This is a genomic window from Marinobacter pelagius (genome assembly GCF_900114925.1).
GTDB classification, from domain to species: domain Bacteria; phylum Pseudomonadota; class Gammaproteobacteria; order Pseudomonadales; family Oleiphilaceae; genus Marinobacter; species Marinobacter pelagius.
In genome coordinates, this window is record NZ_FOUR01000001.1 from 714,568 (window position 1) to 737,074 (window position 22,507).

21 protein-coding genes are annotated in these 22,507 nt (G+C 62.5%); 13 read left to right on the plus strand and 8 right to left on the minus strand.

Annotation, left to right across the window (positions count from 1 at the left end; genetic code table 11):
* Positions 1-171: 171 nt before the first annotated feature.
* A complete protein-coding gene (locus tag BM254_RS03210) occupies positions 172-1,500 on the minus strand; it encodes an MATE family efflux transporter (protein WP_091998525.1) in 1,329 nt (442 codons plus the stop codon).
* 204 nt (positions 1,501-1,704) lie between these two features.
* Between BM254_RS03210 and coxB the strand changes: the two genes are divergently transcribed.
* From coxB to BM254_RS03225, 3 genes are all read left to right on the plus strand, one after another.
* Positions 1,705-2,829, plus strand: coding sequence for a cytochrome c oxidase subunit II (coxB, locus tag BM254_RS03215; RefSeq protein WP_091998528.1), 1,125 nt, complete (start codon positions 1,705-1,707; stop codon positions 2,827-2,829).
* Between the two features lie 57 nt (positions 2,830-2,886).
* On the plus strand, positions 2,887-4,470 hold the full coding sequence (gene ctaD / locus BM254_RS03220; RefSeq protein ID WP_091998531.1) for a cytochrome c oxidase subunit I: 1,584 nt from the start codon (positions 2,887-2,889) through the stop codon (positions 4,468-4,470).
* A 69-nt stretch (positions 4,471-4,539) separates the two neighbouring features.
* Positions 4,540-5,427 carry a cytochrome c oxidase subunit 3 gene (locus tag BM254_RS03225; protein ID WP_091998533.1) on the plus strand — a complete coding sequence of 296 codons (888 nt, stop codon included), beginning with the start codon at positions 4,540-4,542 and terminating at the stop codon, positions 5,425-5,427.
* A gap of 12 nt (positions 5,428-5,439) precedes the next feature.
* On the opposite strand, the gene BM254_RS03230 is transcribed toward BM254_RS03225, so the two are convergent.
* On the minus strand, positions 5,440-5,643 hold the full coding sequence (locus BM254_RS03230; RefSeq protein ID WP_091998536.1) for a twin transmembrane helix small protein: 204 nt from the start codon (positions 5,641-5,643) through the stop codon (positions 5,440-5,442).
* An 80-nt stretch (positions 5,644-5,723) separates the two neighbouring features.
* Between BM254_RS03230 and BM254_RS03235 the strand changes: the two genes are divergently transcribed.
* The 7 genes from BM254_RS03235 to hrpB all read left to right on the plus strand — a co-directional run bounded on the left by BM254_RS03235 (position 5,724) and on the right by hrpB (position 13,735).
* A complete protein-coding gene (locus BM254_RS03235) occupies positions 5,724-6,461 on the plus strand; it encodes an SURF1 family protein (RefSeq protein WP_091998539.1) in 738 nt (245 codons plus the stop codon).
* Positions 6,442-7,092 (plus strand): hypothetical protein, encoded by a 651-nt coding sequence (locus BM254_RS03240; RefSeq protein ID WP_175497191.1) that lies wholly within the window; start codon positions 6,442-6,444, stop codon positions 7,090-7,092. Before BM254_RS03235 ends, BM254_RS03240 begins: the two co-directional genes overlap by 20 nt.
* Positions 7,093-7,160: 68 nt before the next feature.
* Complete coding sequence (locus BM254_RS03245; RefSeq protein WP_091999161.1) at positions 7,161-8,216, plus strand: COX15/CtaA family protein; 1,056 nt, start codon at positions 7,161-7,163, stop codon at positions 8,214-8,216.
* Positions 8,213-9,133, plus strand: a complete 921-nt coding sequence (cyoE, locus tag BM254_RS03250; protein ID WP_091998545.1) for a heme o synthase — start codon at positions 8,213-8,215, stop codon at positions 9,131-9,133. The genes BM254_RS03245 and cyoE overlap by 4 nt, the downstream gene beginning before the upstream one ends.
* Before the next feature lie 147 nt (positions 9,134-9,280).
* A complete protein-coding gene (locus BM254_RS03255; RefSeq protein ID WP_091998548.1) occupies positions 9,281-9,943 on the plus strand; it encodes an SCO family protein in 663 nt (220 codons plus the stop codon).
* Between the two features lie 95 nt (positions 9,944-10,038).
* Complete coding sequence (locus BM254_RS03260; protein ID WP_091998550.1) at positions 10,039-11,244, plus strand: YbfB/YjiJ family MFS transporter; 1,206 nt, start codon at positions 10,039-10,041, stop codon at positions 11,242-11,244.
* Between the two features lie 16 nt (positions 11,245-11,260).
* On the plus strand, positions 11,261-13,735 hold the full coding sequence (gene hrpB / locus BM254_RS03265) for an ATP-dependent helicase HrpB (RefSeq protein WP_091999164.1): 2,475 nt from the start codon (positions 11,261-11,263) through the stop codon (positions 13,733-13,735).
* Here the strand turns inward: hrpB and BM254_RS03270 are convergent.
* Both BM254_RS03270 and BM254_RS03275 read right to left on the minus strand, forming a co-directional pair.
* Complete coding sequence (locus tag BM254_RS03270) at positions 13,689-14,552, minus strand: eIF2B alpha/beta/delta subunit family protein (RefSeq protein WP_091998553.1); 864 nt, start codon at positions 14,550-14,552, stop codon at positions 13,689-13,691. The genes hrpB and BM254_RS03270 overlap by 47 nt on opposite strands.
* Positions 14,553-14,620: 68 nt before the next feature.
* Positions 14,621-14,989, minus strand: coding sequence for a DUF6746 family protein (locus tag BM254_RS03275; RefSeq protein WP_175497192.1), 369 nt, complete (start codon positions 14,987-14,989; stop codon positions 14,621-14,623).
* Between the two features lie 151 nt (positions 14,990-15,140).
* Here BM254_RS03275 and BM254_RS03280 point away from each other — a divergent pair, with 151 nt between their 5' ends.
* Positions 15,141-15,956, plus strand: a complete 816-nt coding sequence (locus tag BM254_RS03280; RefSeq protein WP_091998555.1) for an ATP-grasp domain-containing protein — start codon at positions 15,141-15,143, stop codon at positions 15,954-15,956.
* Positions 15,957-16,139: 183 nt separating this feature from the next.
* A complete protein-coding gene (locus tag BM254_RS03285) occupies positions 16,140-17,315 on the plus strand; it encodes a type III PLP-dependent enzyme (RefSeq protein WP_091998558.1) in 1,176 nt (391 codons plus the stop codon).
* Positions 17,316-17,571: 256 nt separating this feature from the next.
* Here BM254_RS03285 and BM254_RS03290 read toward each other — a convergent pair whose 3' ends face one another.
* The 4 genes from BM254_RS03290 to BM254_RS03305 are packed head-to-tail and all read right to left on the minus strand — an operon-like array spanning position 17,572 to position 22,059.
* Positions 17,572-18,762 carry an MFS transporter gene (locus BM254_RS03290; RefSeq protein WP_091998561.1) on the minus strand — a complete coding sequence of 397 codons (1,191 nt, stop codon included), beginning with the start codon at positions 18,760-18,762 and terminating at the stop codon, positions 17,572-17,574.
* Positions 18,763-18,773: 11 nt separating this feature from the next.
* Complete coding sequence (locus BM254_RS03295) at positions 18,774-19,169, minus strand: ectoine synthase (RefSeq protein WP_091998564.1); 396 nt, start codon at positions 19,167-19,169, stop codon at positions 18,774-18,776.
* A gap of 50 nt (positions 19,170-19,219) precedes the next feature.
* Entirely contained in the window at positions 19,220-20,650 is a 1,431-nt protein-coding gene (locus BM254_RS03300) for a GTPase/DUF3482 domain-containing protein (protein WP_091998566.1), read from the minus strand.
* On the minus strand, positions 20,647-22,059 hold the full coding sequence (locus BM254_RS03305) for a DUF2868 domain-containing protein (protein WP_091998570.1): 1,413 nt from the start codon (positions 22,057-22,059) through the stop codon (positions 20,647-20,649). Before BM254_RS03305 ends, BM254_RS03300 begins: the two co-directional genes overlap by 4 nt.
* A gap of 87 nt (positions 22,060-22,146) precedes the next feature.
* Here BM254_RS03305 and BM254_RS03310 point away from each other — a divergent pair, with 87 nt between their 5' ends.
* Complete coding sequence (locus tag BM254_RS03310; protein WP_091998572.1) at positions 22,147-22,506, plus strand: DUF6164 family protein; 360 nt, start codon at positions 22,147-22,149, stop codon at positions 22,504-22,506.
* Position 22,507: the final 1 nt, after the last annotated feature.

The following is a 22,507-nucleotide window of genomic DNA, read 5'->3' on the forward strand; positions in this document are numbered from 1 at the left end:
GGTCGCAAGGCGCCTCCCGTTGTCTGCAACGAGTCAATCAGTGCAGCAGGAAGCGGTGCACTGTACCAACCCGCCTGCTGTTTCTGACTAGTGTAGTCGACATTTGTCCGCTTGCCGGTCCGTTGCCTGCAAAATACGACGCCCGAAAATTACCGTCCGTACAGGCCGGGATCAGGACGGCTCGAACCAGCGCCCGGCCCGGGTGTGGGACCAGCACAGCCAGCCCATCGTGACGGCCCGGGCGAGCATCAGGCAGATCAGGGAGAACCACAGGCCGTGATTGCCCCAGCCGGTGGTCAGCCACCACACCGGCAGGAACACGCCCAGGGCAGAGAACAGCATGGTGTTCTGCATGTCCCGGGTGCGGGTGGCGCCGATGAACACCCCGTCCAGCAGGAAGCCCCAGACCGAGGCGAACGGCAGCAGCCACAGCCACGGCAGGTATTCCCAGGCGGTCACCCGGACCGACTCGATGCCGGTGAGCAGCGCGATCAGATGCTGCCCGCCGAAGACAAAGATAATCGTCAGCAGCAGGGCGCCCCACAGGGACCACCGCAGGGCGCTGCGGAACACCACGCGGAACCGGCGCCGGCTGTCCTTGCCGATGGCTTCGCCGATCAATGCCTCGGCGGCATTGGCGAAGCCGTCCAGGGCGTTGGAGATTACCAGCAGGAAGGTGATCAGCACGGCATTGGCGGCCAGGATGGTATCGCCCTGTCGGGCACCCTGGGCGGTAAAGAAGGCCAGCACCAGCAACAGGGCGATGGTCCGCACCATGATGTAGCGGTTGACTCGCAGGATTTTCAGGTAGTCGGACATCTGCCCAAAGAGTTCCCGGGTCAGGCGCTGCCCCTCCGGCAAGCGGGTCAGCACAATGGCGAAGCCGATCATGGCGGCGCCGTATTCGGCGATCACCGTGGCAATGGCCACACCCCGGCTGTTCCAGCCCAGCCCGGTCACGAACAGCACATCCAGCACGATGTTGAGGCCGTTGGCGACGATCAGCATGATCATCGGCCCCCGGGGAAACTGCATGCCGATCAGCCAGCCCACCAGGGTGTACTGGCACAGCACTGCCGGTGCGCTCCAGATCCGGATGGCGGCGTATTCGGCTGCCAGCCCGGTCACATCCGGGCTCGGGTTCATCAGCGCGAGGCCAATGCGGATCAGCGGCTGGTGAAAAAGGATCAGCAGCAGGCCAATGCCCACGGCAAGCAGCACCGAGCGCAGCAGCAACGCCACCTGACCAAAGCTGTCCCGTTTGCCCCACGCCTGGGCTGCCAGGCCGGTGGTGCCCATGCGCATGAAGCCGAAGGTCCAGTACAGGATGCTGAACAGGTTGGCGCCGACGGCGACCGCGCCAAGGTATTCCGGGCTCTCCAGATGGCCCAGTACGGCGGTGTCCACCAGGCCGAGCAGGGGCACGGTCAGATTGGTCAGCATCAGGGGCCAGGCCAGCGCCCAGAGTCGCCGGTCGGTGGTGGCCAGTTGAAAAGTCATATTCGCTTTGATTCTTAAAAATCCCGGGTTAGCAGCTTTAGATTTAGGTGATTTTTTAGTTTTTTTTTGATCTGTGTCTATACTCGAATTTGAAGTATCCGTAAGCAGGCTTTCACTCTGGTTTGGCTGGTGTTTCTGCGAGTGCCGTCAAAACAGAGGGATAACGCAAAATCCGACAAGAATAACACTCTGTGGAGACACAGTATGCGCGTGCACGCTAAGCGGGCAGGTGCCCTGTTGGGTGGTCTTGTGTTCCCGACCTGGTCCATGGCGGACTGGACGATGAACATGACGCCCGGGGTAACCGGCACCAGTAATGATATTTTCAGCCTTCACATGACCATTCTCTGGATCTGCGTCGTCATCGGCGTGGTGGTCTTCGGGGTCATGTTCTGGTCCATCTTCGCCCACCGCAAATCCCAGGGTCACAAACCGGCGAATTTCCACGAGAACACGATGGTGGAGATTCTCTGGACCATCATACCGTTTGTCATCCTGGTGGTCATGGCGATCCCGGCTACGGCCACGCTGGTCGACATGTACGACACCACCGAGTCCGAGGTGGATATCAAGGTCACGGGTTACCAGTGGAAGTGGCAATACGAGTATGTCGATCAGGACTTCGGCTACTTCTCCAACCTGGCGACTCCCCGCGATCAGATCGAAAACCGGCAGGACAAGGGTGAAAACTACCTGCTTGAGGTGGACAACCCGCTGATTGTTCCGGTTGGCAAGAAGGTTCGGCTGTTGCTGACCGCCAACGATGTCATTCATTCCTGGTGGGTGCCGGAGTTCGGCGTCAAGAAGGATGCCATTCCGGGGTTCATCAACGAAACCTGGTTCCGGGTGGACGAGCCGGGTACTTATCGCGGCCAGTGCACCGAACTGTGCGGCAAGGACCACGGCTTCATGCCGGTGGTGGTCGAAGCCGTCCCGGAAGAGGAATTCAATACCTGGCTGGCGGAACAGAAAGCCGCTGCCGAGAAAGAGCGTGAGCTGACACAGAAGGACTGGACCATGGACGAGCTCATGGCCCGTGGCGAGAAGGCCTACCAGACCGCCTGTGCCGCCTGTCACCAGCCTGATGGCAGTGGCGCGCCTCCGGCCTTCCCGGCGCTCAAGGGTAGCCCGATTGCCACCGGAGACATGACTGCGCACATTGACATTGTGGTCAACGGTAAAGCCGGTACGGCCATGCAGGCCTTCGGCAACCAGTTGAGCGAGGTGGACCTGGCGGCGGTGATTACCTACGAGCGGAATGCCTGGGGTAACAACACCGGTGACATGGTCACGCCCAAGGAAATTCTGGATTACAAGAACCAGCAGTAATCGACGCCAGATAATAACGATCACCAGCCAAAATTAACGGCGGTAACGGGGGTTTTCATGAGTGCGGTTGCAGATACCCACGCCCAGGAACATCATCACGGCCCGGCCAAAGGCATCAGCCGCTGGCTGCTGACCACCAACCACAAGGACATCGGGACCATGTACCTGATGTTCAGTTTTACCATGTTCCTCCTGGGGGGAACCATGGCCATGGTCATCCGGGCAGAACTCTTCCAGCCCGGCCTGCAGATCGTGCAGCCGGAATTCTTCAACCAGATGACCACCATGCATGGTCTGATCATGGTCTTTGGCGCGGTCATGCCAGCATTCGTGGGCCTGGCCAACTGGATGCTGCCACTGATGATCGGCGCGCCGGACATGGCGCTGCCACGGATGAACAACTGGAGCTTCTGGCTGCTGCCGTGCGCGTTCCTGATCCTGGTGTCCACCCTGTTCATGGAAGGCGGCGCGCCCAACTTCGGCTGGACCTTCTACGCGCCCCTGTCGACCACCTACGGGCCGCCGAGTACCACCTTCTTCATCTTCGCCGTCCATATCATGGGGATCTCCTCCATCATGGGCGCGATCAACGTGATTGCCACCATCCTGAACCTGCGGGCCCCGGGCATGACCCTGATGAAGATGCCCCTGTTCGTTTGGACCTGGCTGATCACCGCGTTCCTGCTCATTGCCGTCATGCCCGTGCTGGCCGGTGTGGTCACCATGATGCTGATGGACATCAACTTCGGCACCAGCTTCTTTGATGCCTCCGGCGGCGGTGACCCGGTCCTGTTCCAGCATGTGTTCTGGTTCTTCGGGCATCCCGAGGTCTATATCATGATCCTGCCGGCCTTCGGTGCGGTATCCCATATCATTCCGGCATTCTCCCGCAAACCGCTGTTCGGCTACGCCTCCATGGTGTACGCAGTCGGTGCCATTGCCCTGCTGTCCTTCATCGTCTGGGCTCACCACATGTTCACCGTGGGTGTGCCGCTGGCGGGTCAGCTGTTCTTCATGTACGCCACCATGCTGATTGCCGTGCCAACCGGGGTGAAGGTGTTCAACTGGGTGGCCACCATGTTCCGGGGGTCGCTGACCTTCGAGGCGCCCATGCTGTTTGCCGTGGCCTTCGTGATCCTGTTCACCATCGGCGGTTTTTCCGGCCTGATGCTGGCCATCGCCCCGGCAGACTTCCAGTATCACGACACCTACTTCGTGGTGGCCCACTTCCACTACGTACTGGTGCCCGGCGCGATCTTCGGCATCTTTGCCTCAGCCTACTTCTGGCTGCCCAAGTGGACCGGCCACATGTATGACGAGACCCTGGCCAAGACGCACTTCTGGCTGTCCTTCATCGGCATGAACCTGGCCTTCTTCCCCATGCACTTTCTGGGGCTGGCCGGCATGCCGCGCCGGATCCCCGATTACGCCCTGCAGTTTGCCGACTTCAACATGGTCTCCAGCATCGGCGCGTTCATGTTCGGCGCCACCCAATTGCTGTTCCTGCTGATCGTGATCAAGTGCATCCGGGGTGGCAAGGAAGCGGCGGCCAAACCCTGGGACGGTGCCGAGGGCCTGGAATGGACCGTACCTTCGCCGGCGCCCTATCACACCTTCGCCACGCCGCCGGAGGTGAAATAGGCCACCGGCGGGGGCCTGTGAAGGCGACAACAAAAACAAACGACAACGGCTAAGCCATCGGAGACTGTCATGGCGGAAAACCAGACCTACTACGTTCCGGAACAGAGCAAGTGGCCAATCGTTGCGACGGTCGGCCTCGGGGTCACCCTGTACGGTGTTGCCTCGATCATGGTGAACAGCAACCAGGGAGAAAGCACCACGGCCTCCTGGGTGATGTTTTTCATCGGCGCACTGATCATGGCCTACATGCTGTTCGGCTGGTTTGGCAACGTGATCCGGGAAAGCCGGGCAGGGCTTTACAGTGACCAGATGGACCGCTCATTCCGCTGGGGTATGAGCTGGTTCATCTTCTCGGAAGTGATGTTCTTTGCCGCCTTCTTCGGCGCCCTGTTCTATGTCCGGGTGTTTGTCGTGCCCTGGCTGGGTGGTGAGGGGGACAAGGGCTCCTCCGCGATGCTGTGGGAGGGCTTCAGTTCGGCGTGGCCACTGGTCCAGAACCCCAATCCCGAGGCTTATCCGGGACCCAGTGAGGTGATTGGTCCCTGGGGACTGCCGCTGATGAACACCATTCTGCTGGTCACCTCGTCCTTCACGATCACCATAGCCCACCATGCCCTCAAGGCAGGTCACCGGGCCAAGACGAAACTCTGGCTGGGCGCCACCCTTGCCCTGGCGGTCGTGTTCCTGTTTGTTCAGGGCTACGAGTACATGCACGCCTACCAGGATCTGGACCTGACCCTGCAGTCTGGCATCTACGGCAGTACCTTCTTCATGCTCACCGGTTTCCACGGCGCACACGTGTTGCTGGGATCGCTGATGCTGACGGTCATGCTGGTGCGCATATTCAAGGGCCACTTCACAGCCGATAACCATTTCGGTTTCGAGGCGGCTGCCTGGTACTGGCACTTTGTGGATGTGGTCTGGCTCGGCCTGTTCGTGTTTGTCTACATCATCTGACTGGTTGCGTGGTCAGGGCGTCGGATTCAGCGTCAGGCTGCCCTGCCACAAGGCAATCAGGATAACCAGCAGGAGCAGTATGCTGAGGGCGACCCGGACAGCAAGCGAATTGACAACCCGGTTGGTTTTGCCGCCATCCCGGATCAGGAAGAACAGCCCGCTGAAGAGGCTGGCGACAACGGCGAGCATCAGGACAACGATGACGGCCTTGAGCATGGTAATCCCTGTTGTTATAGGTTTCGGGGGTAGCCGGAAACCGGAAGTTTGCGGTGCCGGTGGAGTCACTATAGCAAAGCATGGCTGATCCGCAGGTATCAAAACGAAAATGGCACTTTGACTGGCGTTTGATGCTGTTCAGCGGATTCTTCCTGCCGGTGCTCCTGGGCCTCGGCATCTGGCAGCTGGACCGGGCCGGCCAGAAGCAGGCAATGCTGGAGAGCTGGCAGCAGCAGGCGGAAAACCTTCCCTGGCAGCAACTGATCGAAGGCGAGGTGCGTTCCGGCAAGCCGGTCCGGGTGACGGGGATGTACGGCGACCATAGCTGGTTGCTCGATAACCGGACCCGCGACGGCGTTCCCGGGTACGAAGTGATCACGGATTTCTATCCCCTGGAAGGACCCCCGGTACTGGTGAATCGTGGCTGGATTCAGGCGCCCCGAAGCCGCGAGCGCCTGCCCGGTATCGATACCCCGGAGGGACTGTTCACCCTGTCGGGCCGGCTGGCGGACTATCCGGTGCCACCGGTGCTTGCCGACCAGGGTCAGGAAGAACAGGGCTGGCCGCGCAGGGTTCAGCGTCTCCCGAGAGAGGGGGTCACGAATGAGGTGGAAGGATTACCGGCCCTGATAATCCGCCTCGACAGTGGCCAACAACCCGGCGCTTTCCGGGCTGACTGGGCGCCGGACCTGATGGGTCCGGGAACCCATTATGGCTATGCAGCTCAATGGTTTGCGCTTGCGGTGGCACTGACTATATTGACTGTAGTGGCGAGTTACCGAAAGACAGGAGCCAATAATGACAATGACAATGGCTGAAAAGGGTACCCGACAACATCAGGCTGACGAGCCGACACCTGACCAGGTTCGCCGGGGGCGTCGCACGGCCTTTCTGCTGTTTGCCCTCGGCTTCGGCCCGATGATCGTGGCCACCGTGATGTTCTACACCGGCTGGCTCAATCCGGCGGGACACACCAACAATGGCACCCTGGTTCAGCCGGTGGTTCCGGTCCAGGCGCTGCATCTCCAGACAGAATCCGGTGAACCCCTGGAAGCGCGATTCGGTCCGGACAAGGTCGAGCCGGAGTGGCTCCTGATGGTGGTCGCCGGTGATTGCGGCAGCAACTGTCAGGAACTGCTGTACCTGGCCCGGCAGGTGAACATCGCCCTGGGCAAGAATGCCAACCGGGTATCCCGGGCGGCCGCGCTGGGTTCCGTGCCGTCGGACCTTTCCGCCAAATGGTCCCGGGAATACAGCCTGATGGAACGGCTGGTGCCGGCAGAGGGCACCACCCCGGCCTGGCCGACCGGCATCAATCCTGCCAGCGAGCCCCGGATCCTGCTGGTGGATCCCTTCGGTAACGTGATGATGCATTACGGTGCGGAACACAGTGGCAAGGACATGCTTGACGACCTCAAGCACCTCCTGAAACTGTCCCAGATTGGCTGAGGCCGGAGGTAGTCCCAGTGAATCAGTTCGTCCACCCCGAGGTTTCGACTGCCAGTGTCCATCGCACCATGGCGCGCTGGGCAACCATTGCCGCCTGTCTAGCCGTCGTTGTGATCATGCTGGGCGCCTGGACCCGGCTGGTACACGCCGGCCTGGGCTGCCCTGACTGGCCGGGCTGTTACGGCTTCCTCACCGTGCCCCAGAGCGAATCCAGCATTGCCATCGCCAATGCCCGGTTCCCTGAAACCCCGGTGGATGTGGAAAAGGGCTGGCCGGAAATGATTCACCGCTATGCCGCCGGCACTCTGGGCCTGGTGGTGTTCGGCCTGGCTGCCTACGCCTTTCGGCACCGCCGGGTTGGCGTGCCGGTCAAGTTGCCCCTGTTCATCGCCGGATTCATCGTTCTCCAGGGTGCGTTCGGCATGTGGACCGTCACCCTGAAACTCTGGCCCCAGGTGGTCGCGCTACACCTGCTGGGCGGCTTCACCACCCTGAGCCTGTTGACCCTGCTGAGCCTGCGCCTGTGGCGAAGGGCAAAAGCGGCACCCAGGCCTCCGGCCGCTCCGGGCCTCGCCCGGTTCCGACCCTGGCTCTACGGCGGATTGCTGCTGGTGGTCCTGCAGATTGCGCTGGGTGCCTGGACCGCCGCGAACTATGCCGCCGTGGCCTGCACCGACCTGCCTACCTGCCAGGGCCAGTGGTGGCCGGAGGGCATGGATTTCCGCCACGGCTTTGACGTTGCCCAGCACGTGGGCCCGAACTACCTCGGTGGCCAGCTCACGGCCGATGGCCGGGTGGCCATTCACGTGACCCACCGCCTCGGAGCAATGATCGTGCTGGCGTATTTCACTGTCTTGCTGGCCCTGATGTGGCGCCGGCGGGAAGCCAGCGGCCTGGACGACTCGATTCAGCTGGTGGCCGTGGTTCTGGCCGCGCAGATCGCCCTGGGGCTGGCCAACGTCATACTGCACATTCCCCTGTCCATAGCGGTGGCACATAACGCCATGGGCGCCGGACTGCTGTTGTCCGTGATTCATCTGGTCTGGCGTCATCACCTGCTGCTGCGGACCCAGACCGCAAGCGCAACCCATACTACAACGATAAAACGAGAGGTAACGGCATGAGCGAGCAAGTGAAAGCACTGCCGGCCCGGAATACTGCGAGTGCTTCCGGCAAGACCATTTCCTGGCGGGATTACCTGGAGCTGACCAAGCCCCGGGTGGTCGCACTGATGATCCTTACCTCCGTGATCGGCATGTTGCTGGCGGCCCCGGGCGTGCCCGGCTGGAGTGTGCTGCTGTTCGGCAACCTCGGCATCGCCCTGCTGGCCGGTGCCGCCGCCGTGGTCAACCACGTGGTGGACCAGAAGATCGACACCGTCATGGCCCGCACCCGCAAGCGGCCAGTGGCCACCGGCAAGATTTCCCCGGTGGATGCCATCGTATTTGCGACCTTGCTGGCTTGCGTCGGCATGGCAATCCTGATGTTGATGGTCAATCACCTGACCGCCTGGCTGACGTTGGCCTCGTTGGTCGGGTACGCTGGCGTTTATACCTTGTTCCTCAAGCGCGCCACGCCCCAGAACATCACCATCGGCGGCCTCGCCGGCGCCATGCCGCCGCTGCTGGGTTGGACCGCCGTGACCGGCCAGGTGGAAGGCCACGCCTTGCTGCTGGTCCTGATCATCTTCGCCTGGACCCCGCCGCACTTCTGGGCCCTGGCCATCCATCGCAAGGAAGAATACGCCAAGGCCGGCATCCCCATGCTCCCGGTCACCCACGGCAACAAGTACACCGAGCTGCATATCCTGCTGTACACCCTGATGCTGCTTGCCGTGAGCCTGCTACCTTTTGTCACAGGAATGTCCGGTGGCATCTACCTCATCGGCGCCCTGGCCCTTGGCCTGCGCTTCCTGCAGTACGCCATCCGGCTGCTGAAGGGCGATGATCGCCGCGTTGCTCTCAATACCTTCAAGTACTCCATCACTTATCTCATGGCCCTGTTTGTGGTACTTCTTGTGGATCACTTTGTATTCTTCTGATCCTCTGGCCTGGTGCCGGGGTCGGGAGGCGCCGGGGGGATCCTTTTCTTCTGGGAACAAACAACTCGCTTCGCTCAGACAATTGTTCCCGGCAGAAAAGGATCCCCCCGCCACCTCCCAGCATCGGAGTTCGGTATTGGAGTACTGATGAATCGGTCTGTGCGGATTACGCTCGTTGCGCTGTTGTTGATTGTTCTTCTGATTTTCGGGCTGGTGGTTGCCCGTCAGGTGTATCTGGTGGGGGGCGATCCCGAGCCGGCGCCGGATCTCTCCGAGTTCAATACCTACGTTTATGATCAGGCGAAACCGCTGGCGGAGTTTACCCTCACCGACGAGAACGGCGAGACCGTCACACGGGAAGATCTGAAGGGACGCTGGACCTTTGCCTTTGTCGGCTACACCAACTGCCCGGATATCTGCCCGGCGGCCATGGCCAATCTGCGCCAGCTGGATCAACGGCTACCCGCGGAATTGCCGCAGCCCGACTACCTGTTGATCAGTGCTGATCCGGAGCACGACACCCCGCAGAAGCTGAAAGATTACACCGGTTTCTTTGGCGAACACTTCCACGGTTTGACCGGGGACCTGGAAACGACACGGGCACTGGCGAAGAGCCTGAGTGCGGTGTTTGTCCACCGGGAAGTGGACGGCGAGCTGTTGGTGGACCACAGTGGTCATTTCGCCCTTCTGAACCCCGAAGGCCAGCTGCAGGCGCTGATCCAGCCGCCGCATCGGCCGGAGGAACTGGCGCAGGCCTTCGAGCGGATCTATCAGTGGGCCAGGGCCAATCGGGACAGGACAAGTTCCTGATTGACTAGTAATTTTTCGGCCAAGGTCCAAAAGACATCCGGGCAGGGGTGGCTTAGACTGTTGGGCTGATTAACTGACCGCCGGACTGTTTGCTGATGCCAACCCAGACTTCAACGCCACCAAAAGAGCTGTTTTCCGTCCTAACTGCCGGCGCAGTGGTGTTGTTGGTGGTGCATGGTCTTGGCCGGTTCATCTATACCCCGCTTTTGCCCTACCTGGTGGACGACGGTCAATTCAGTGCTGCCGATGGTGCGGCGGTGGCCACCTGGAACTACCTGGGTTATCTGATAGGCGCGATGCTGGCGATCTGGTGGCACCGCATTGATCAGATCCGCACACTCCTGCCGGTGTCCCTTGCTGTCCATGTGATCACCACCCTGGCGATCACCCAGACCGATAACCTGACCCTCATTTCTGCCATCCCCACGCTGAACGGTGTCGCCAATGGCATGGTCTTTGTCCATGCCCCGGCCTTGATCCTGGAGTGGCTGGTATTGCGAAACCGGGCGTCGATCAGTGGCCTGGTGTATTTTGGCGTGGGTGTCGGGCTGCTGTTGTCCAGTGGACTGGTGACAGGCACGGCAGATTGGCTGCAAGGTGCCCAGCGGTGGTGGCCCGCGGCGCTGTTGTCGATTCCCCTGGCCTGGTGGGGGGCGGTGCGGCTTATTCGTCTTGATATCCCGTCCTCCACTCATGACGACTCGGGCAAGGTCGTTACGTCCACGCCCCTGCTGGATCGGGCAAGCATCCCGCTCTTTTTGTCGTACGCCGGCGCGGGACTGGGCTACATCCTGCCAATGACCTTCCTGCCACTGCTGGCCAAAATCGAACTGCCGTCCGGCCACTGGTTGCTGGATGGTGCCTGGGTCATCGTGGCGTTGTGTACCATTCCCGCCGCCTGGATCTGGAACCGCGTGGGCGGGACAATCGGCGATCTGCCTGCACTGAGGCTCAATTTTCTGATCCAGCTGCTGGGTGTCCTGGTAGCGGTCGTATGGCCGGGTGATGTCGGCCTGTTTCTGTGTTCTGTCCTGGTGGGCAGTACCTTCCTCGGTACTGTGCTGCTGACCCAGCGCATCGGTCGTGCCCTGCATCCGCACCAGGGGCCAAGGCTGTCTGCCGCCATGGTGGCGCTTTACGGCTTCACCCAGATGGTCGGGCCGTGGTTGACCAAACAATGGCTTGAGGCAGGCGGTACCCTGGTTTCGGCGTTCGGAATTGGTGTCGGAGCGCTGGCGTTCGGACTGTTTTTCGCGTTCTTCGTGCCCCGCCCGGAGCTCTGGCATTCGCGTGAATCCTGAAAACAAAGCCAAAGCCATGCTGCCCATTGACCAGATCCTGCCGGACCTGAAGCAGACCCTGGAACAGTCCACCAGCGCCCTGTTGCAGGCCCCTCCGGGCGCCGGTAAAACCACCCGTGTACCTCTGGCTCTTCTGGATGCTCCCTGGCGCGAGGACCGCAAGATCCTGATGCTGGAGCCCAGGCGGCTGGCGGCACGGTCGACGGCGCGGTTCATGGCCCGACAGTTGGGAGAAAAGCCGGGCCAGACGGTGGGCTACCGGACCCGGCTGGATACAAGGGTCTCCGGTGCCACCCGGATCGAGGTGGTGACCGAGGGCATCCTGACGCGGCTGATCCAGAGCGATCCCATGCTGGAAGACTACGCCGCTGTTCTGTTTGATGAGTTCCATGAGCGCTCGTTGCAGGCGGACCTGGGTCTGGCCCTGGTTCGGGAGTCCCAGCAGGCGCTGCGCGAAGATCTGCGCCTGCTGGTGATGTCGGCCACACTGGAGACTGCGCCGATCGCCCGGGTGCTTGGAGACGTGCCGGTGATCAGCAGCGAAGGGCGGGCGTTCCCGGTGGAGGTGCTGTATCGGCCTTTGCCGCGGAATACACGGATAGTCGACCAGCTTGTGGCGGTGGTGCAGGAAGCTCTTCGAGACCAGACCGGTTCAATATTGATATTCCTGCCCGGTGCCGGCGAAATCCGTCGGGTGGCGCAGCAGCTGCAGTGGCAGGTACCGGATCAGGTCATCCTGGCGCCCCTGTACGGTAATCTGAGCGGTGAAGACCAGGACCGGGCCATTGCGCCGGCGCCAGACGGTACCCGCAAGGTGGTGCTGGCGACTGCCATAGCGGAGACCAGTCTGACCATCGAGGGGGTGCGGGTGGTCATCGATGCCGGTCAGCAGCGCCGGGCCGTGTTTGATGCCAATAGCGGTATGACCCGGTTGGTGACCGGTCGGGTATCCAAGGCCTCGGCCGAACAACGCAAGGGCCGGGCCGGACGGGTCGAGCCCGGAGTGTGTTACCGGCTCTGGAGTGAATCGGAACAGTTTGGCCTGGCGGAGTTCACGCCCCCGGAAATCCGGGAGGCGGATCTGGCGCCACTGGTGCTGGAACTGGCCCAGTGGGGCGCCCGTTCGCCAGATCAGGTGGCCTGGATTGACGCTCCCCCCCGACCCCACTGGCAACAGGCGGTGGCCCTGCTGCAATGGCTTGACCTGCTCGATGACGACGGCGCCATCACCGATCACGGCAAGGCCGCCCGGGATCTGGGTATCCACCCCCGCCTGGCCCATATGGTGCTTCGGGGGCGGGTGCTGGGTTTCGGCGGACTGGCGGCGGAACTGGCCGCCCTGCTGGGAGAGCGGGACCTGCTGGGACCGGACGACGGCGCGGACCTGCACCAGCGGGTGCGCCTGCTCCGTGGCGAGATGGGCACCCGTCGCCTGGATCCGGCCCGCCTGAAAGCCGTGCGGCAGGCGGCGAAACGACTGGATACCGGTGCGCTGCAGGGGCCGGAACCCGGAGAGGCCCTGGTTGGCCGGCTGCTGGCCCAGGCGTATCCGGATCGGATCGCCCGCCGGCGTCCCGGATCGGCGCCGCGTTATCAGCTGAGCAACGGCAAGGGGGCGGTGTTGCGAGAGGATGACCCGCTCGCCCGCCACGACTGGCTGGTGGCTGCCGATCTGGATGGCAAGGCCCGGGAGGCGACCATCTACCTGGCCGCACCAGTGGATCTGCCGGATCTGGAACAGGATCTGGCCGACCACATCGTCGAGCAGGATGAGGCCACCTGGGACGACCGGCGGGGTACGGTGATTGCCCGCAAGGTCCGAAAACTCGGGGAGCTGGTGCTGGCGGAGCAGGCGCTGTCCCAAGTGGATCCCGCCCTGATTCAACAGGGGCTGCTGGATGCCGTGCGCAGGAAAGGTCTGGCCAGTCTGCCCTGGACCGCCGAGGCCCGGCAGTGGTGTGCCCGGGTCGGCCTGCTGGCGGCGCAGTTCCCCGGCGACTGGCCCGACACCGGGGATGATGCCCTGCTGGCGAGCCTGGACTCCTGGCTCGGCCCGTTCATTGCCGGCCTGCAGCGCTGGTCCGATCTCGCCAGGCTCAACCTGCTTCAGGCCCTGGCTTCACTCCTGGATTACCAACAGGAGCAACAGCTGGAGACCCTGGCACCCAGGACCCTGACCATCCCTACCGGCCAGAAAGTCACTCTGGATTACACCCCGGATCACGGCCCGGTGCTGGCGGCCAAGCTACAGGCTCTGTTCGGCTGGACCGAAACCCCGAGGGTGGCAGGTGGGCAGGTGCCGGTGGTGATCCATCTGCTGTCTCCGGCCCAGCGGCCCCTGGCGGTTACCTCGGACCTGGCCAGTTTCTGGCGTAATGCCTATCCGGAGGTGCGCAAGGACATGCGTGGCCGTTACCCCAAACACCCCTGGCCCGAAGATCCGTTCACCGCCGAGGCTCAGCAGGGAACGAAAAAACGCCCTGATCGCTGACCCGTCCGGTGACCAGCTGTACCGGCACGGTTTCGAAATAGATATTGCGGGTCCGGATGTGAGCACCGGTGGGACCCCCGAGTTCTTCCGGCGTCATTTCCTCCAGGGCCACCGACTGGACCGTGTCCGGGCTGTCCTTGAAGCTGTCAGCCAGGACCCAGAGCGGCTTGCCCTGGTCCCGGGCGGCGAGGGCGAGCAGGTAGGTGCCACTCTTGTTCACGAAGTGCTGGTCCGAAAGCCAGGTGTCGCAGCCACTGAAGACGAGATCCGCTTCGGGCATGAACAGTCCGGTCTGGGCATCGGTGATCAGGGTTACCGGGACGCCCAGTTCGTCCAGCTCCCGCGCCAGGGTGAAGCCCTCATTGCCGGGACTGCTCTGGGTGCAGATGACCGAGAAGGGATGCTGCCGGTCAGCGAGCAAGCGGAACAGGGCCACTACCTGGGAACTGCGGCTGTGGGTCAGGATGGTTGCCTGTTCCGGCACCAGTTCGAAGGCGCTGAGGGCCACCCGCTCGTTGGCCCGGGCCAGTTGTTCCAGTACCGAGCGGACCACCGGGGCAGCCTGCTCCGAGACATTGCTGCTGTCCCGCCAGGGGCCGAACAGCTCCTGGCAGCGTGCTATGGCGTTGGCCAGGGGCACCATGCTCGGGCGGGCCCGGGTCAGCTCATCCAGCAGCTGTTCCAGCAGGCTGGCGGGCACCTTGCCTGAGGCCAGCCAGTCCCGAACTACGGACAATGCGGCGGACGCCAGCTGGGTTGCACCCGACTGACGATCGTCCCTGATCGTCTGGATTATCCGCCGGGTCTGCTGATCCATGGTCGTTACTCCGGTTTGCGAAGCTGGGCTGTTTATCTCCAGCGTAGCAGGGATTTCCGACCGGGATTTTACGGGATCACTTTCCGGCTTTTCTCCAGGTAAACCGAACCTTCCCGTTGGATTGTTTCCGGATCGGCATGCTCGGAGGCCTTGTGCACCAGCTCCAGCCGTTCGGCCAAGTCGTCGAATTCCTCGTTCAGTTTACCGAGGGCGTTCTCCAGGGTGTAGGTCAGCTGATGGATCTCGTTCATGGCTTCGGGGGTCAGTTCGCCGGCCAGCACCTTGTCGAGCCGGTTGTTGTATTCGGAGAAGTTGGCCACGGCCTGTTCCAGGGTTTCTGCCGGCTCGCCCTTGTAGTGCTCGTAGTCTTCCGCGAATGCGGGCAGGGAGAACATCAGGGCAGCTGCGGTAACGGTCAGTTTGCGGGTGATTTTCATGGCGTTTTCCTTTTCAGAAGAATTGTAATACGAATGATTATCATAAACCTTAAAGGAATCCATGAGATCGATCAATACCGTCCGGAAAATACCCCTTGCCAGATGCCGGGAGCTGAATAAAATGCGTTCAGTTTTCCACCAGGCGGTTACCATGCACCTTGTTTCCTTCAACGCGTTCCGTACCCTCGGCTTCCCCGATACCATGGTGCTCAAGCCCGAGCACTACCTGCAGCACAAAGCGTTGCTGCAGGAGGCAGACTGGGTGCTGTTCCCGGAGTACTGGCAACTGAACGCCCTGGTTCACGGCCTCAAGTGCCGGGTTTTCCCCAGCATTGCCAGCTACCGGATCGGCCATGACAAGGTCGAGATGACCCGCGCCTTCCAGACGGTGGCGCCGGAGCACACGCCCTGGACCATGATCGAGGCCAACGGCCCCCTGGAACGGGACAAGATCTGGGATGCCATGAGCCTGCCCTTCGTGGCCAAGCTGCCCAAGGCGAGCATGGGCGAGGGCGTGTGGCTGATCGAGACCCGTGAGGACTGGCGCCGTTACTGTGAGCGCACCGAGGTGCTCTATGCCCAGGAATACCTGCCCATTGACCGGGATGTCCGGGTGGTGGTGATTGGTGATGAGGTATTGACGGCCTACTGGCGGACCCAGGCGGACCAGGGCTTCTACAACAATGTGGCGCGGGGCGGACAGATCGATAACAGTCCGGTGCCCGAGGCGGCCACAGGGCTGGCCCTGCGTCTTGCTCACGAGCTGGGGGTGGATCACGCCGGGTTCGACATTGCCCTGGTGGGAGGTTATCCCTACGTACTGGAATTCAACCGGTTGTTTGGCAACAAGGGCCTGGACAAGGGCACCGACCTGCAACAGGCCATCCTCGGCTACCTGAGGCGTCAGACCGTACCGCGGGATCCGGACGGTCCTACCGGGCCGCCCCTGTGGCCGGTGGCAATCTGAGCGCGCCGTCGCACCAATTTCCGTGCCATAACCCACCCGCCCTGCCTGTTTTACCTATGGGTAGATATGCGCATTTGCGGTGATCGGAGAAAAGCCCGATGATCGCGCCATCTTACGGGTGCTGCAGCGTTGCTGTAGCGCCTTTTTTTATGCCTGTTTGCCCTGTGGAGGGAAACACCACCCATGACCGAAGCCGTTAACGCCAACATCGCCGACTACTACGACGCCGAGACTTTCAAGCGGATCAAGGATTTCGCCGACACCAAAGAGACCCCGTTCGTGGTGATCGATACCAAAACCATCGACCGCCAGTACAACGAGCTGGTGGAAGGTTTTCCCTACGCCAAGGTCTACTACGCGGTGAAGGCGAACCCGGCGCCCCAGATCCTGACCATGCTGCGGGACAAGGGTGCCAATTTCGACATCGCGTCGGTGTATGAGCTGGAGAAAGTGTTGGCCCTGGGCGTGACCGGTGATCGGATCAGTTACGGCAACACCATCAAGAAGGCGAAGGACATCCGCACCTTCTACGAGAAGGGTGTGCGCCTGTTTGCCACCGATTCCGAGGCCGACCTGCGCAACATTGCCCGGGCGGCTCCGGGTTCGAAGGTGTACGTTCGCATCCTGACCGAGGGCACCCTGACCGCCGACTGGCCGTTGTCCCGCAAGTTTGGCTGTCAGACCGACATGGCCATGGACCTGCTGATCCTGGCCCGTGACCTGGGCCTGGTGCCCTACGGCGTGTCCTTCCACGTGGGTTCCCAGCAGCGGGAAATCGGCGCCTGGGATGCGGCGTTGAACAAGGTGAAGGTGATCTTCGAGCGCCTGAAGGAAGAGGACGGCATCGAGCTGAAGATGATCAACATGGGCGGTGGCTTCCCGGCCAACTACATCACCCGGACCAATGAGCTGGGGGTGTACGCCGAGGAGATTGCCCGTTTCCTGCGCGAGGATTTCGGTGAGGAGTTGCCGGAGATCATCATCGAGCCGGGGCGGTCACTGATTTCCAATGCTGGGGTGCTGGTGAGTGAGGTGGTGCTGATTTCCCGTAAGTCCCGTACGGCCCTGCACCGCTGGGTCTATACCGATGTGGGCAAGTTCTCGGGGCTGATCGAGACGCTGGATGAGGCGATCAAGTTTCCGATCTGGACGGAGAAGTCCGGCGAGGGCGAGGACTGTGTGATTGCGGGGCCGACCTGTGACAGTGCCGATATCATGTACGAACATCACAAGTATCCGCTGCCGCTGAATCTGGCCATCGGGGATCGGATGTACTGGCTTTCTACGGGAGCCTATACGACCACTTATAGTGCTATTGAGTTTAATGGGTTTCCTCCGCTTGAGGACTATTACATCTGATTTGGGAGTCTGGCCGAGGCAAGGGGTGCTTTTCCTTCGGGAACAAAAAACTCGCTTCGCTCAGACAATTGTTCCCTGCGGAAAAGCACCCCTTGCCTCGGCCGTTCGGCCATTGGTGGGGGGGCGCTGGGGGATTGTTCTGCCTCTTCGGGGTCTGAAGAAAGCCTTCTTCTGACCCCATCTTGGATGCTCTTTCACCCGATTTTCCGCCCCGCTCAGGGGTCTGAAGATCTCGTTCTTCTGACCCCAACTTCACTCACCTCTCCCTCCGCCTCAAATCCAACGTAAACGCCAGCGGCAAAACCGCCACGCTATAAGCAATCATCACCATCACCGCATGACGCACATCACCGGTCCAGTCGGCCAGCAGTCCGCCGAGCATGGGCACAGAGAACGCCAGGGTATAGCCCACCAGGAAGGTGCCGGCGGACAGGCGCCCGGTTTCTTCGGAGCGGACCAGCATGGGCGGCAGGGCCACCAGCAGGATCAACAGGATGCCGGCAACGAAACTCATCAGGGTGGCGCTGGCGATGGACCACCAGCCGTCCAGGGCAATGGTGCCGGCGGTACCGAGGATGCTGAGGGCGGCCATGGTGATGATCAGGGTTCGGCGGCCAACCCAGGCGCGGGCGAATTTGAGCATGGTCAGCGAGGCGAAGACCTGGGCGATGTTAAACCAGAACAGGGCTTCGGAGAGTCTGTCGAACTGGCCCTGCTGTTCGAGCAGGTTGCCCATGTAGGCGTTGAGGCCGAAGAACATGGAGCCGGAGAGGCCGAGCAGCAGGCCGAGTTTCAGGGTCAGGGGGTTGCTCCAGTCCGGGAGCCAGGCGGCTTTGCGGACCGGGCGGGCAAGGTCCCGTCTGGGCAGGAACAGGGCGGCGGCGACCAGCAAGGCCGGTAGCGACCAGGCAATCAGGGTCGCGCGCCAGCTATTGTCCAGCAGCGGCATAAGCACCGGCAGGGTGACGCCGGCGCCGATGAATTCGCCCATGAGCATGCCGTTCATGTAGATGGCGGTGCCCAGGGCCAGGTGGTGGGGCTGCAGCCACCTTGGTAACAGGGCCGGCAGCGCCGGTTGCATCATGGCCACCCCCAGGCCCATGACGGCACTGGCGATCATCAGGGTCAGGGTTTCAGGTGCGAGGCCACGGCTGGCGGAGCCGATCACCATGATGACCATGGCCAGCGCCAGGGTATTTCTCGGTCCGATGCGGGAGATAGCCAGGGAACCGGGCATGGCGCCGATGGCAAGCATCAGGATGGGCAAGGTGGTCAGGGCGCCGGTCAGGGCCTTGGACAGGGCGAGTTCCTCGCCGATGAAGGGAGCCAGAGGCGGCGCCACCAGCACGGGGATGCGCAGGTAAACGCCGGATAGCCAAAGCAACACCGCCACCGGCAGCAGTCGGGCTGGCGGTGGCGGTGTGTTCGCGGCCTGGTGTTCAGCCACGGTATGCCGGATCAGTCTTCGCTGGTGTCCGGCAGGTAGGCGCCGTCTTCGTCGTGGATCTCACGGCCGGTGACTGGCGGGTTGAAGGCGCAGATCAAGCGCATGTCTTCGGTGCCGCCGTACAGGGTGTGCCGGTCGTGCTTGTCCAGGGCGTACAGAGTGCCGTCGGTGATTTCATGTACTTCGCCGGTGGCGAGGTCCTTGATGCGGCCGTTACCGGCAACGCAGTACACGGCCTCCAGGTGGTGCTTGTACCAGAAGGTGTGTTCAGAGCCGGCCTTGATGATGGTCTCGTGGAAGGAGAATCCCATGCCGTCTTTTTTCAGCAGCAGCCGGCGGCTGGTCCATTGCTTGTCGCTGACCTCGCGCTCGGTACCGATGATGTCTTGCACTCGTACAATTTTCATTCGCATTCCTCATTTTGTGATGGAATAGCCATACAGTATAAACATGCGCCTCAGGCCCGGTTCAACCGCCAGTCGTCATAAGCCGACATCGCCTGCTCGATGGCCGCAGTCAGATTTTCCCTCTGCTGGTGGGTCAGGGGCCGCTGTTTCCGACACCGGTCAAAAGCCCGCTGAATCTCCCGCCGGCTGGTCTTGTCGAGCTGTTCCAGCCAGTGGTGATCGGCCGGCTCCAGTTCCAGCAGCTCACGTCCGGCGTGGTTCCGGTGGCTGATATGCCACCAGTGGTCCACGGCCCGCCCTAATACAACATAGCCGAACTGGCTGTCCTGTACAGGCCCGAAGCTGGCGGTTTTCAGACCGTCTTTCAGGGGCCCGATGTTCAGTGCCGGGAGCAGCAGCCGGTCGCCGTAGAAGTAGCTGCCGGCGGCACCAATCAGGCCGCCGACCAGGGCACCGGTCCCCAGGGAGGAGCCCAGGGTTATGGCATCGATGCCGGCGCCGCCCACAGCCCCGGCGCCAAAGCCTGCGGTGGCCAGGTAGCGCTTGCTGACCGCCCAGTGTTTGCGGGTGTCTTCGGAGAACAGGTCATGCTGGCTGTGCCACTGGAGTTCCGCTTCCTGGCGTCGGATGCGCTGATGCTGGTACAGGTGCTCGATGTCGATGCGCAGGGTCTGTTCCCGCTTGCGCTGGTGCCGGTACCATCGGTCCCGAAGGGTTTCCGCCAGGCTGGCATCGCTGGTTTCGGCCACCTGGTTCAGGGTCAGGGTGCGTTTTTCCTGGTAGGACATCAGGTCTTCCAGGGCCCTGGCAATCAGGCCGGCAGACTGGTGCCTGCGCTGGTGACGTTGTTCGGACAGGAACCGGGTGGCCCGTTCCAGCGGTTCCTCCCAGTCCGGCTCCAGTTGGCCGAATGCCCGTAACAGGCTGAGATGTTGTTCGAACGGGGCGCGAACGGCGTCGAATTTGCGGACTACCTGGAAGAACTGGCCGAGTGCCGACTGCCAGGTATCACTGTAATCGTCCTCGCCGATGCTGTTGATCAGGGCCAGGCTCGGGCGGCCGGTCCAGCGCAGGATGGTCATCTCGGCTTCGTGTTCGGCGCTGTAGGGCACCGAGCCATCCACCACGTAGATGATTCCCGCTCCTTCCACGATCGGCGCCAGCAGTTCGCATTCATCAACAAACCGGTCATCGCCCCGGTGCTGAAGCACAAACGCCCTGACCGTCTCCGGGTGGTCCGAGGCGGAGATGCTGTGGGCTTCCAGCCATTGCAGTACCCGCCGGGGGCGCTGGAAGCCGGGGGTGTCCACCAGGGTGTAGAGTTTCTGGCCGTCCACGGTCAGCGGATAGTCCTGCCGGGCCCGGGTGGTGCCTGGTTCCAGGGCAATGGCGATGGCGTCGTTCTGGGACAGGGTGGCCACGACACTGGATTTGCCCTTGTTCGGGTGGCCGACGACGGCGAACACCGGTGCTGTGGTCATGGCTGGACGCTCCCGGCCAGGTAGGGATCCGGCTCGTCGGTGGGTGGCAGCGCGACCGAGGCAAAACCCGGGGCCAGGCGCTCGGTGAATCGGAGCCAGGGTTGCACCAGGTGCGTTTCCGGGGGCCGGTTCGGGTCGCTGGCCAGGGGCAGCAGGGTCACCCGGGCCCCGGATGGCCAGCGCTCGCGCGCGGTCTCCAGGAAGTCGTGCAGTTCCCCGGTGGGTGGTTCCCAGCTGCGGGTGACGACAATCACGGCAGGCGCTTTCTGGCCGGCCAGTTGATCGCCCACCTGCGCCAGTACCTCGTCGTCCTGGGCCAGGGTGGCCCGGCCTCCGGCCCGGAAAATGCGGGTATCCGGCGCCTGCAGGCGTTGGGGCAGTTCCGGTTCCCCGGCTCCGGCCCAGCAGATCATGATGGGTGTGTCCGGCAGCAGGTCCGGGCGTGATCGGGTCCGGGTGTCGGGGAGGTCGGCGGCGTCGTTGTGGCTGCTGCCGGTATCCAGGGTGGCGGTTTCCATCCGGTACAACAGTGCCTGCATGCCCGGATGACGGGCCAGTAGCCGGGCGGCTCGGTGCCGTAGCAGACCCTGGCTCAGGATCAGCAGGAGTACCCGCGGTATCACGGTCCAGGTCAGCCAGAGCATGACCACGAATGGCCACCACTGGCCCCAGCGGGAAGGATCAATCCCGGTGGTGCCCGACGCGGCCCGGAAGAAACGGGTGGCCTCCACCAGCTCCAGGGACGGCACGGCTGCGGGCCAGAGCCAGGACCAGGGCGTGGCCAGGGTGTTGACCAGGTTGTGGTAGCCGGAGGCCGCGGTATCCAGGGTGGTGCTCCAGCCGAAGGCCAGATCCTGGACCACGACCATTACCAGCAGGGTGGCGAGGCCGGCGAGGCCGAAAGCAACACCGCCGGCATGGGCAGCGCGGGCCATGAGCAGTGGCTGGAGCCGGGCCCGGGTCGGGCTGGCGTGGTCCCGGCGGAGCCGTTTCAGCAACCAGCGCCAGGGTTGCCAGCCGACCAGTGCCTGCACGGTGGTTGCCAGCGCCAGCAGCAGCTGGAAAAGGACAAACGCCAGGATCACGGTGATGTTGATGCGCTGGCCGCCGTCATAGAACAGCAGGCCCAGCATGGTGAGGATGCCGATCAGGCATCCGGCGGCCACGAAGCCGCCGTTGACCCGGCGCCAGAGTCGGAGCTCGCGGCTGCCGGCAGTGACGGTGCTGCCCGGACCGGACAGGCGATCCATGTGTGCCAGCCAGTGCGAGGCGTCGGGGGTTATTCCCTGCTGCTCGCAGTCGAGGGCAAAGCGACGGTCCCGTCGGTGGAGGAAAGCGGAGGGCTGGTCCCTGTCCCGCTGGATACGGTCGTCAAAATCCAGCAGCAGACGAAGGGGGTTCTGGCTCATGCAGTGTCCTGATGGCAAATTCGGTCATGGATGCTTTGCTGTTAGCATATAGGCAATCCCGATCCTGATACCAGCCAATGGAAGCCCATGCCCCACCACCTGATGAATCTGCGCCATGTACCCGATGACGAGGCCGACGAGATCCGGGCCCTGTTCGACGAACACGGGGTTCGCTATTACGAGACGCCCCCGAGCCGCTGGGGTATCAGTATGGGGGGCTTCTGGGTGCATGATGACGATGAGGCTGCCCGGGCCCGGTCGTTGCTGGACGAATACCAGAGGCAGAGGCGAGACCGGCAGCGGGAGGACTTTGAAGCGCGCCAGGCCCGGGGTGAAGTGGGTTTCTGGCACAGCTTCCGCCGGAAGCCGGTGACTATCCTTGCCGCCTGTGTCGCCATCCTGGTCATACTGGCGTTAACCCTCGCGCCGTTCGTTGGTCTCGGCTAGA

What these genes read in the sequence shown, in the direction of transcription:
- BM254_RS03210 (WP_091998525.1), bottom strand. Translation starts at nt 1,500, where the DNA reads ATGACTTTTCAACTGGCCACCACCGACCGGCGACTCTGGGCGCTGGCC.
- coxB (WP_091998528.1), top strand. Translation starts at nt 1,705, where the DNA reads ATGCGCGTGCACGCTAAGCGGGCAGGTGCCCTGTTGGGTGGTCTTGTG.
- ctaD (WP_091998531.1), top strand. Translation starts at nt 2,887, where the DNA reads ATGAGTGCGGTTGCAGATACCCACGCCCAGGAACATCATCACGGCCCG.
- BM254_RS03225 (WP_091998533.1), top strand. Translation starts at nt 4,540, where the DNA reads ATGGCGGAAAACCAGACCTACTACGTTCCGGAACAGAGCAAGTGGCCA.
- BM254_RS03230 (WP_091998536.1), bottom strand. Translation starts at nt 5,643, where the DNA reads ATGCTCAAGGCCGTCATCGTTGTCCTGATGCTCGCCGTTGTCGCCAGC.
- BM254_RS03235 (WP_091998539.1), top strand. Translation starts at nt 5,724, where the DNA reads ATGGCTGATCCGCAGGTATCAAAACGAAAATGGCACTTTGACTGGCGT.
- BM254_RS03240 (WP_175497191.1), top strand. Translation starts at nt 6,442, where the DNA reads ATGACAATGACAATGGCTGAAAAGGGTACCCGACAACATCAGGCTGAC.
- BM254_RS03245 (WP_091999161.1), top strand. Translation starts at nt 7,161, where the DNA reads ATGGCGCGCTGGGCAACCATTGCCGCCTGTCTAGCCGTCGTTGTGATC.
- cyoE (WP_091998545.1), top strand. Translation starts at nt 8,213, where the DNA reads ATGAGCGAGCAAGTGAAAGCACTGCCGGCCCGGAATACTGCGAGTGCT.
- BM254_RS03255 (WP_091998548.1), top strand. Translation starts at nt 9,281, where the DNA reads ATGAATCGGTCTGTGCGGATTACGCTCGTTGCGCTGTTGTTGATTGTT.
- BM254_RS03260 (WP_091998550.1), top strand. Translation starts at nt 10,039, where the DNA reads ATGCCAACCCAGACTTCAACGCCACCAAAAGAGCTGTTTTCCGTCCTA.
- hrpB (WP_091999164.1), top strand. Translation starts at nt 11,261, where the DNA reads ATGCTGCCCATTGACCAGATCCTGCCGGACCTGAAGCAGACCCTGGAA.
- BM254_RS03270 (WP_091998553.1), bottom strand. Translation starts at nt 14,552, where the DNA reads ATGGATCAGCAGACCCGGCGGATAATCCAGACGATCAGGGACGATCGT.
- BM254_RS03275 (WP_175497192.1), bottom strand. Translation starts at nt 14,989, where the DNA reads ATGAAAATCACCCGCAAACTGACCGTTACCGCAGCTGCCCTGATGTTC.
- BM254_RS03280 (WP_091998555.1), top strand. Translation starts at nt 15,141, where the DNA reads ATGCACCTTGTTTCCTTCAACGCGTTCCGTACCCTCGGCTTCCCCGAT.
- BM254_RS03285 (WP_091998558.1), top strand. Translation starts at nt 16,140, where the DNA reads ATGACCGAAGCCGTTAACGCCAACATCGCCGACTACTACGACGCCGAG.
- BM254_RS03295 (WP_091998564.1), bottom strand. Translation starts at nt 19,169, where the DNA reads ATGAAAATTGTACGAGTGCAAGACATCATCGGTACCGAGCGCGAGGTC.
- BM254_RS03300 (WP_091998566.1), bottom strand. Translation starts at nt 20,650, where the DNA reads ATGACCACAGCACCGGTGTTCGCCGTCGTCGGCCACCCGAACAAGGGC.
- BM254_RS03305 (WP_091998570.1), bottom strand. Translation starts at nt 22,059, where the DNA reads ATGAGCCAGAACCCCCTTCGTCTGCTGCTGGATTTTGACGACCGTATC.
- BM254_RS03310 (WP_091998572.1), top strand. Translation starts at nt 22,147, where the DNA reads ATGCCCCACCACCTGATGAATCTGCGCCATGTACCCGATGACGAGGCC.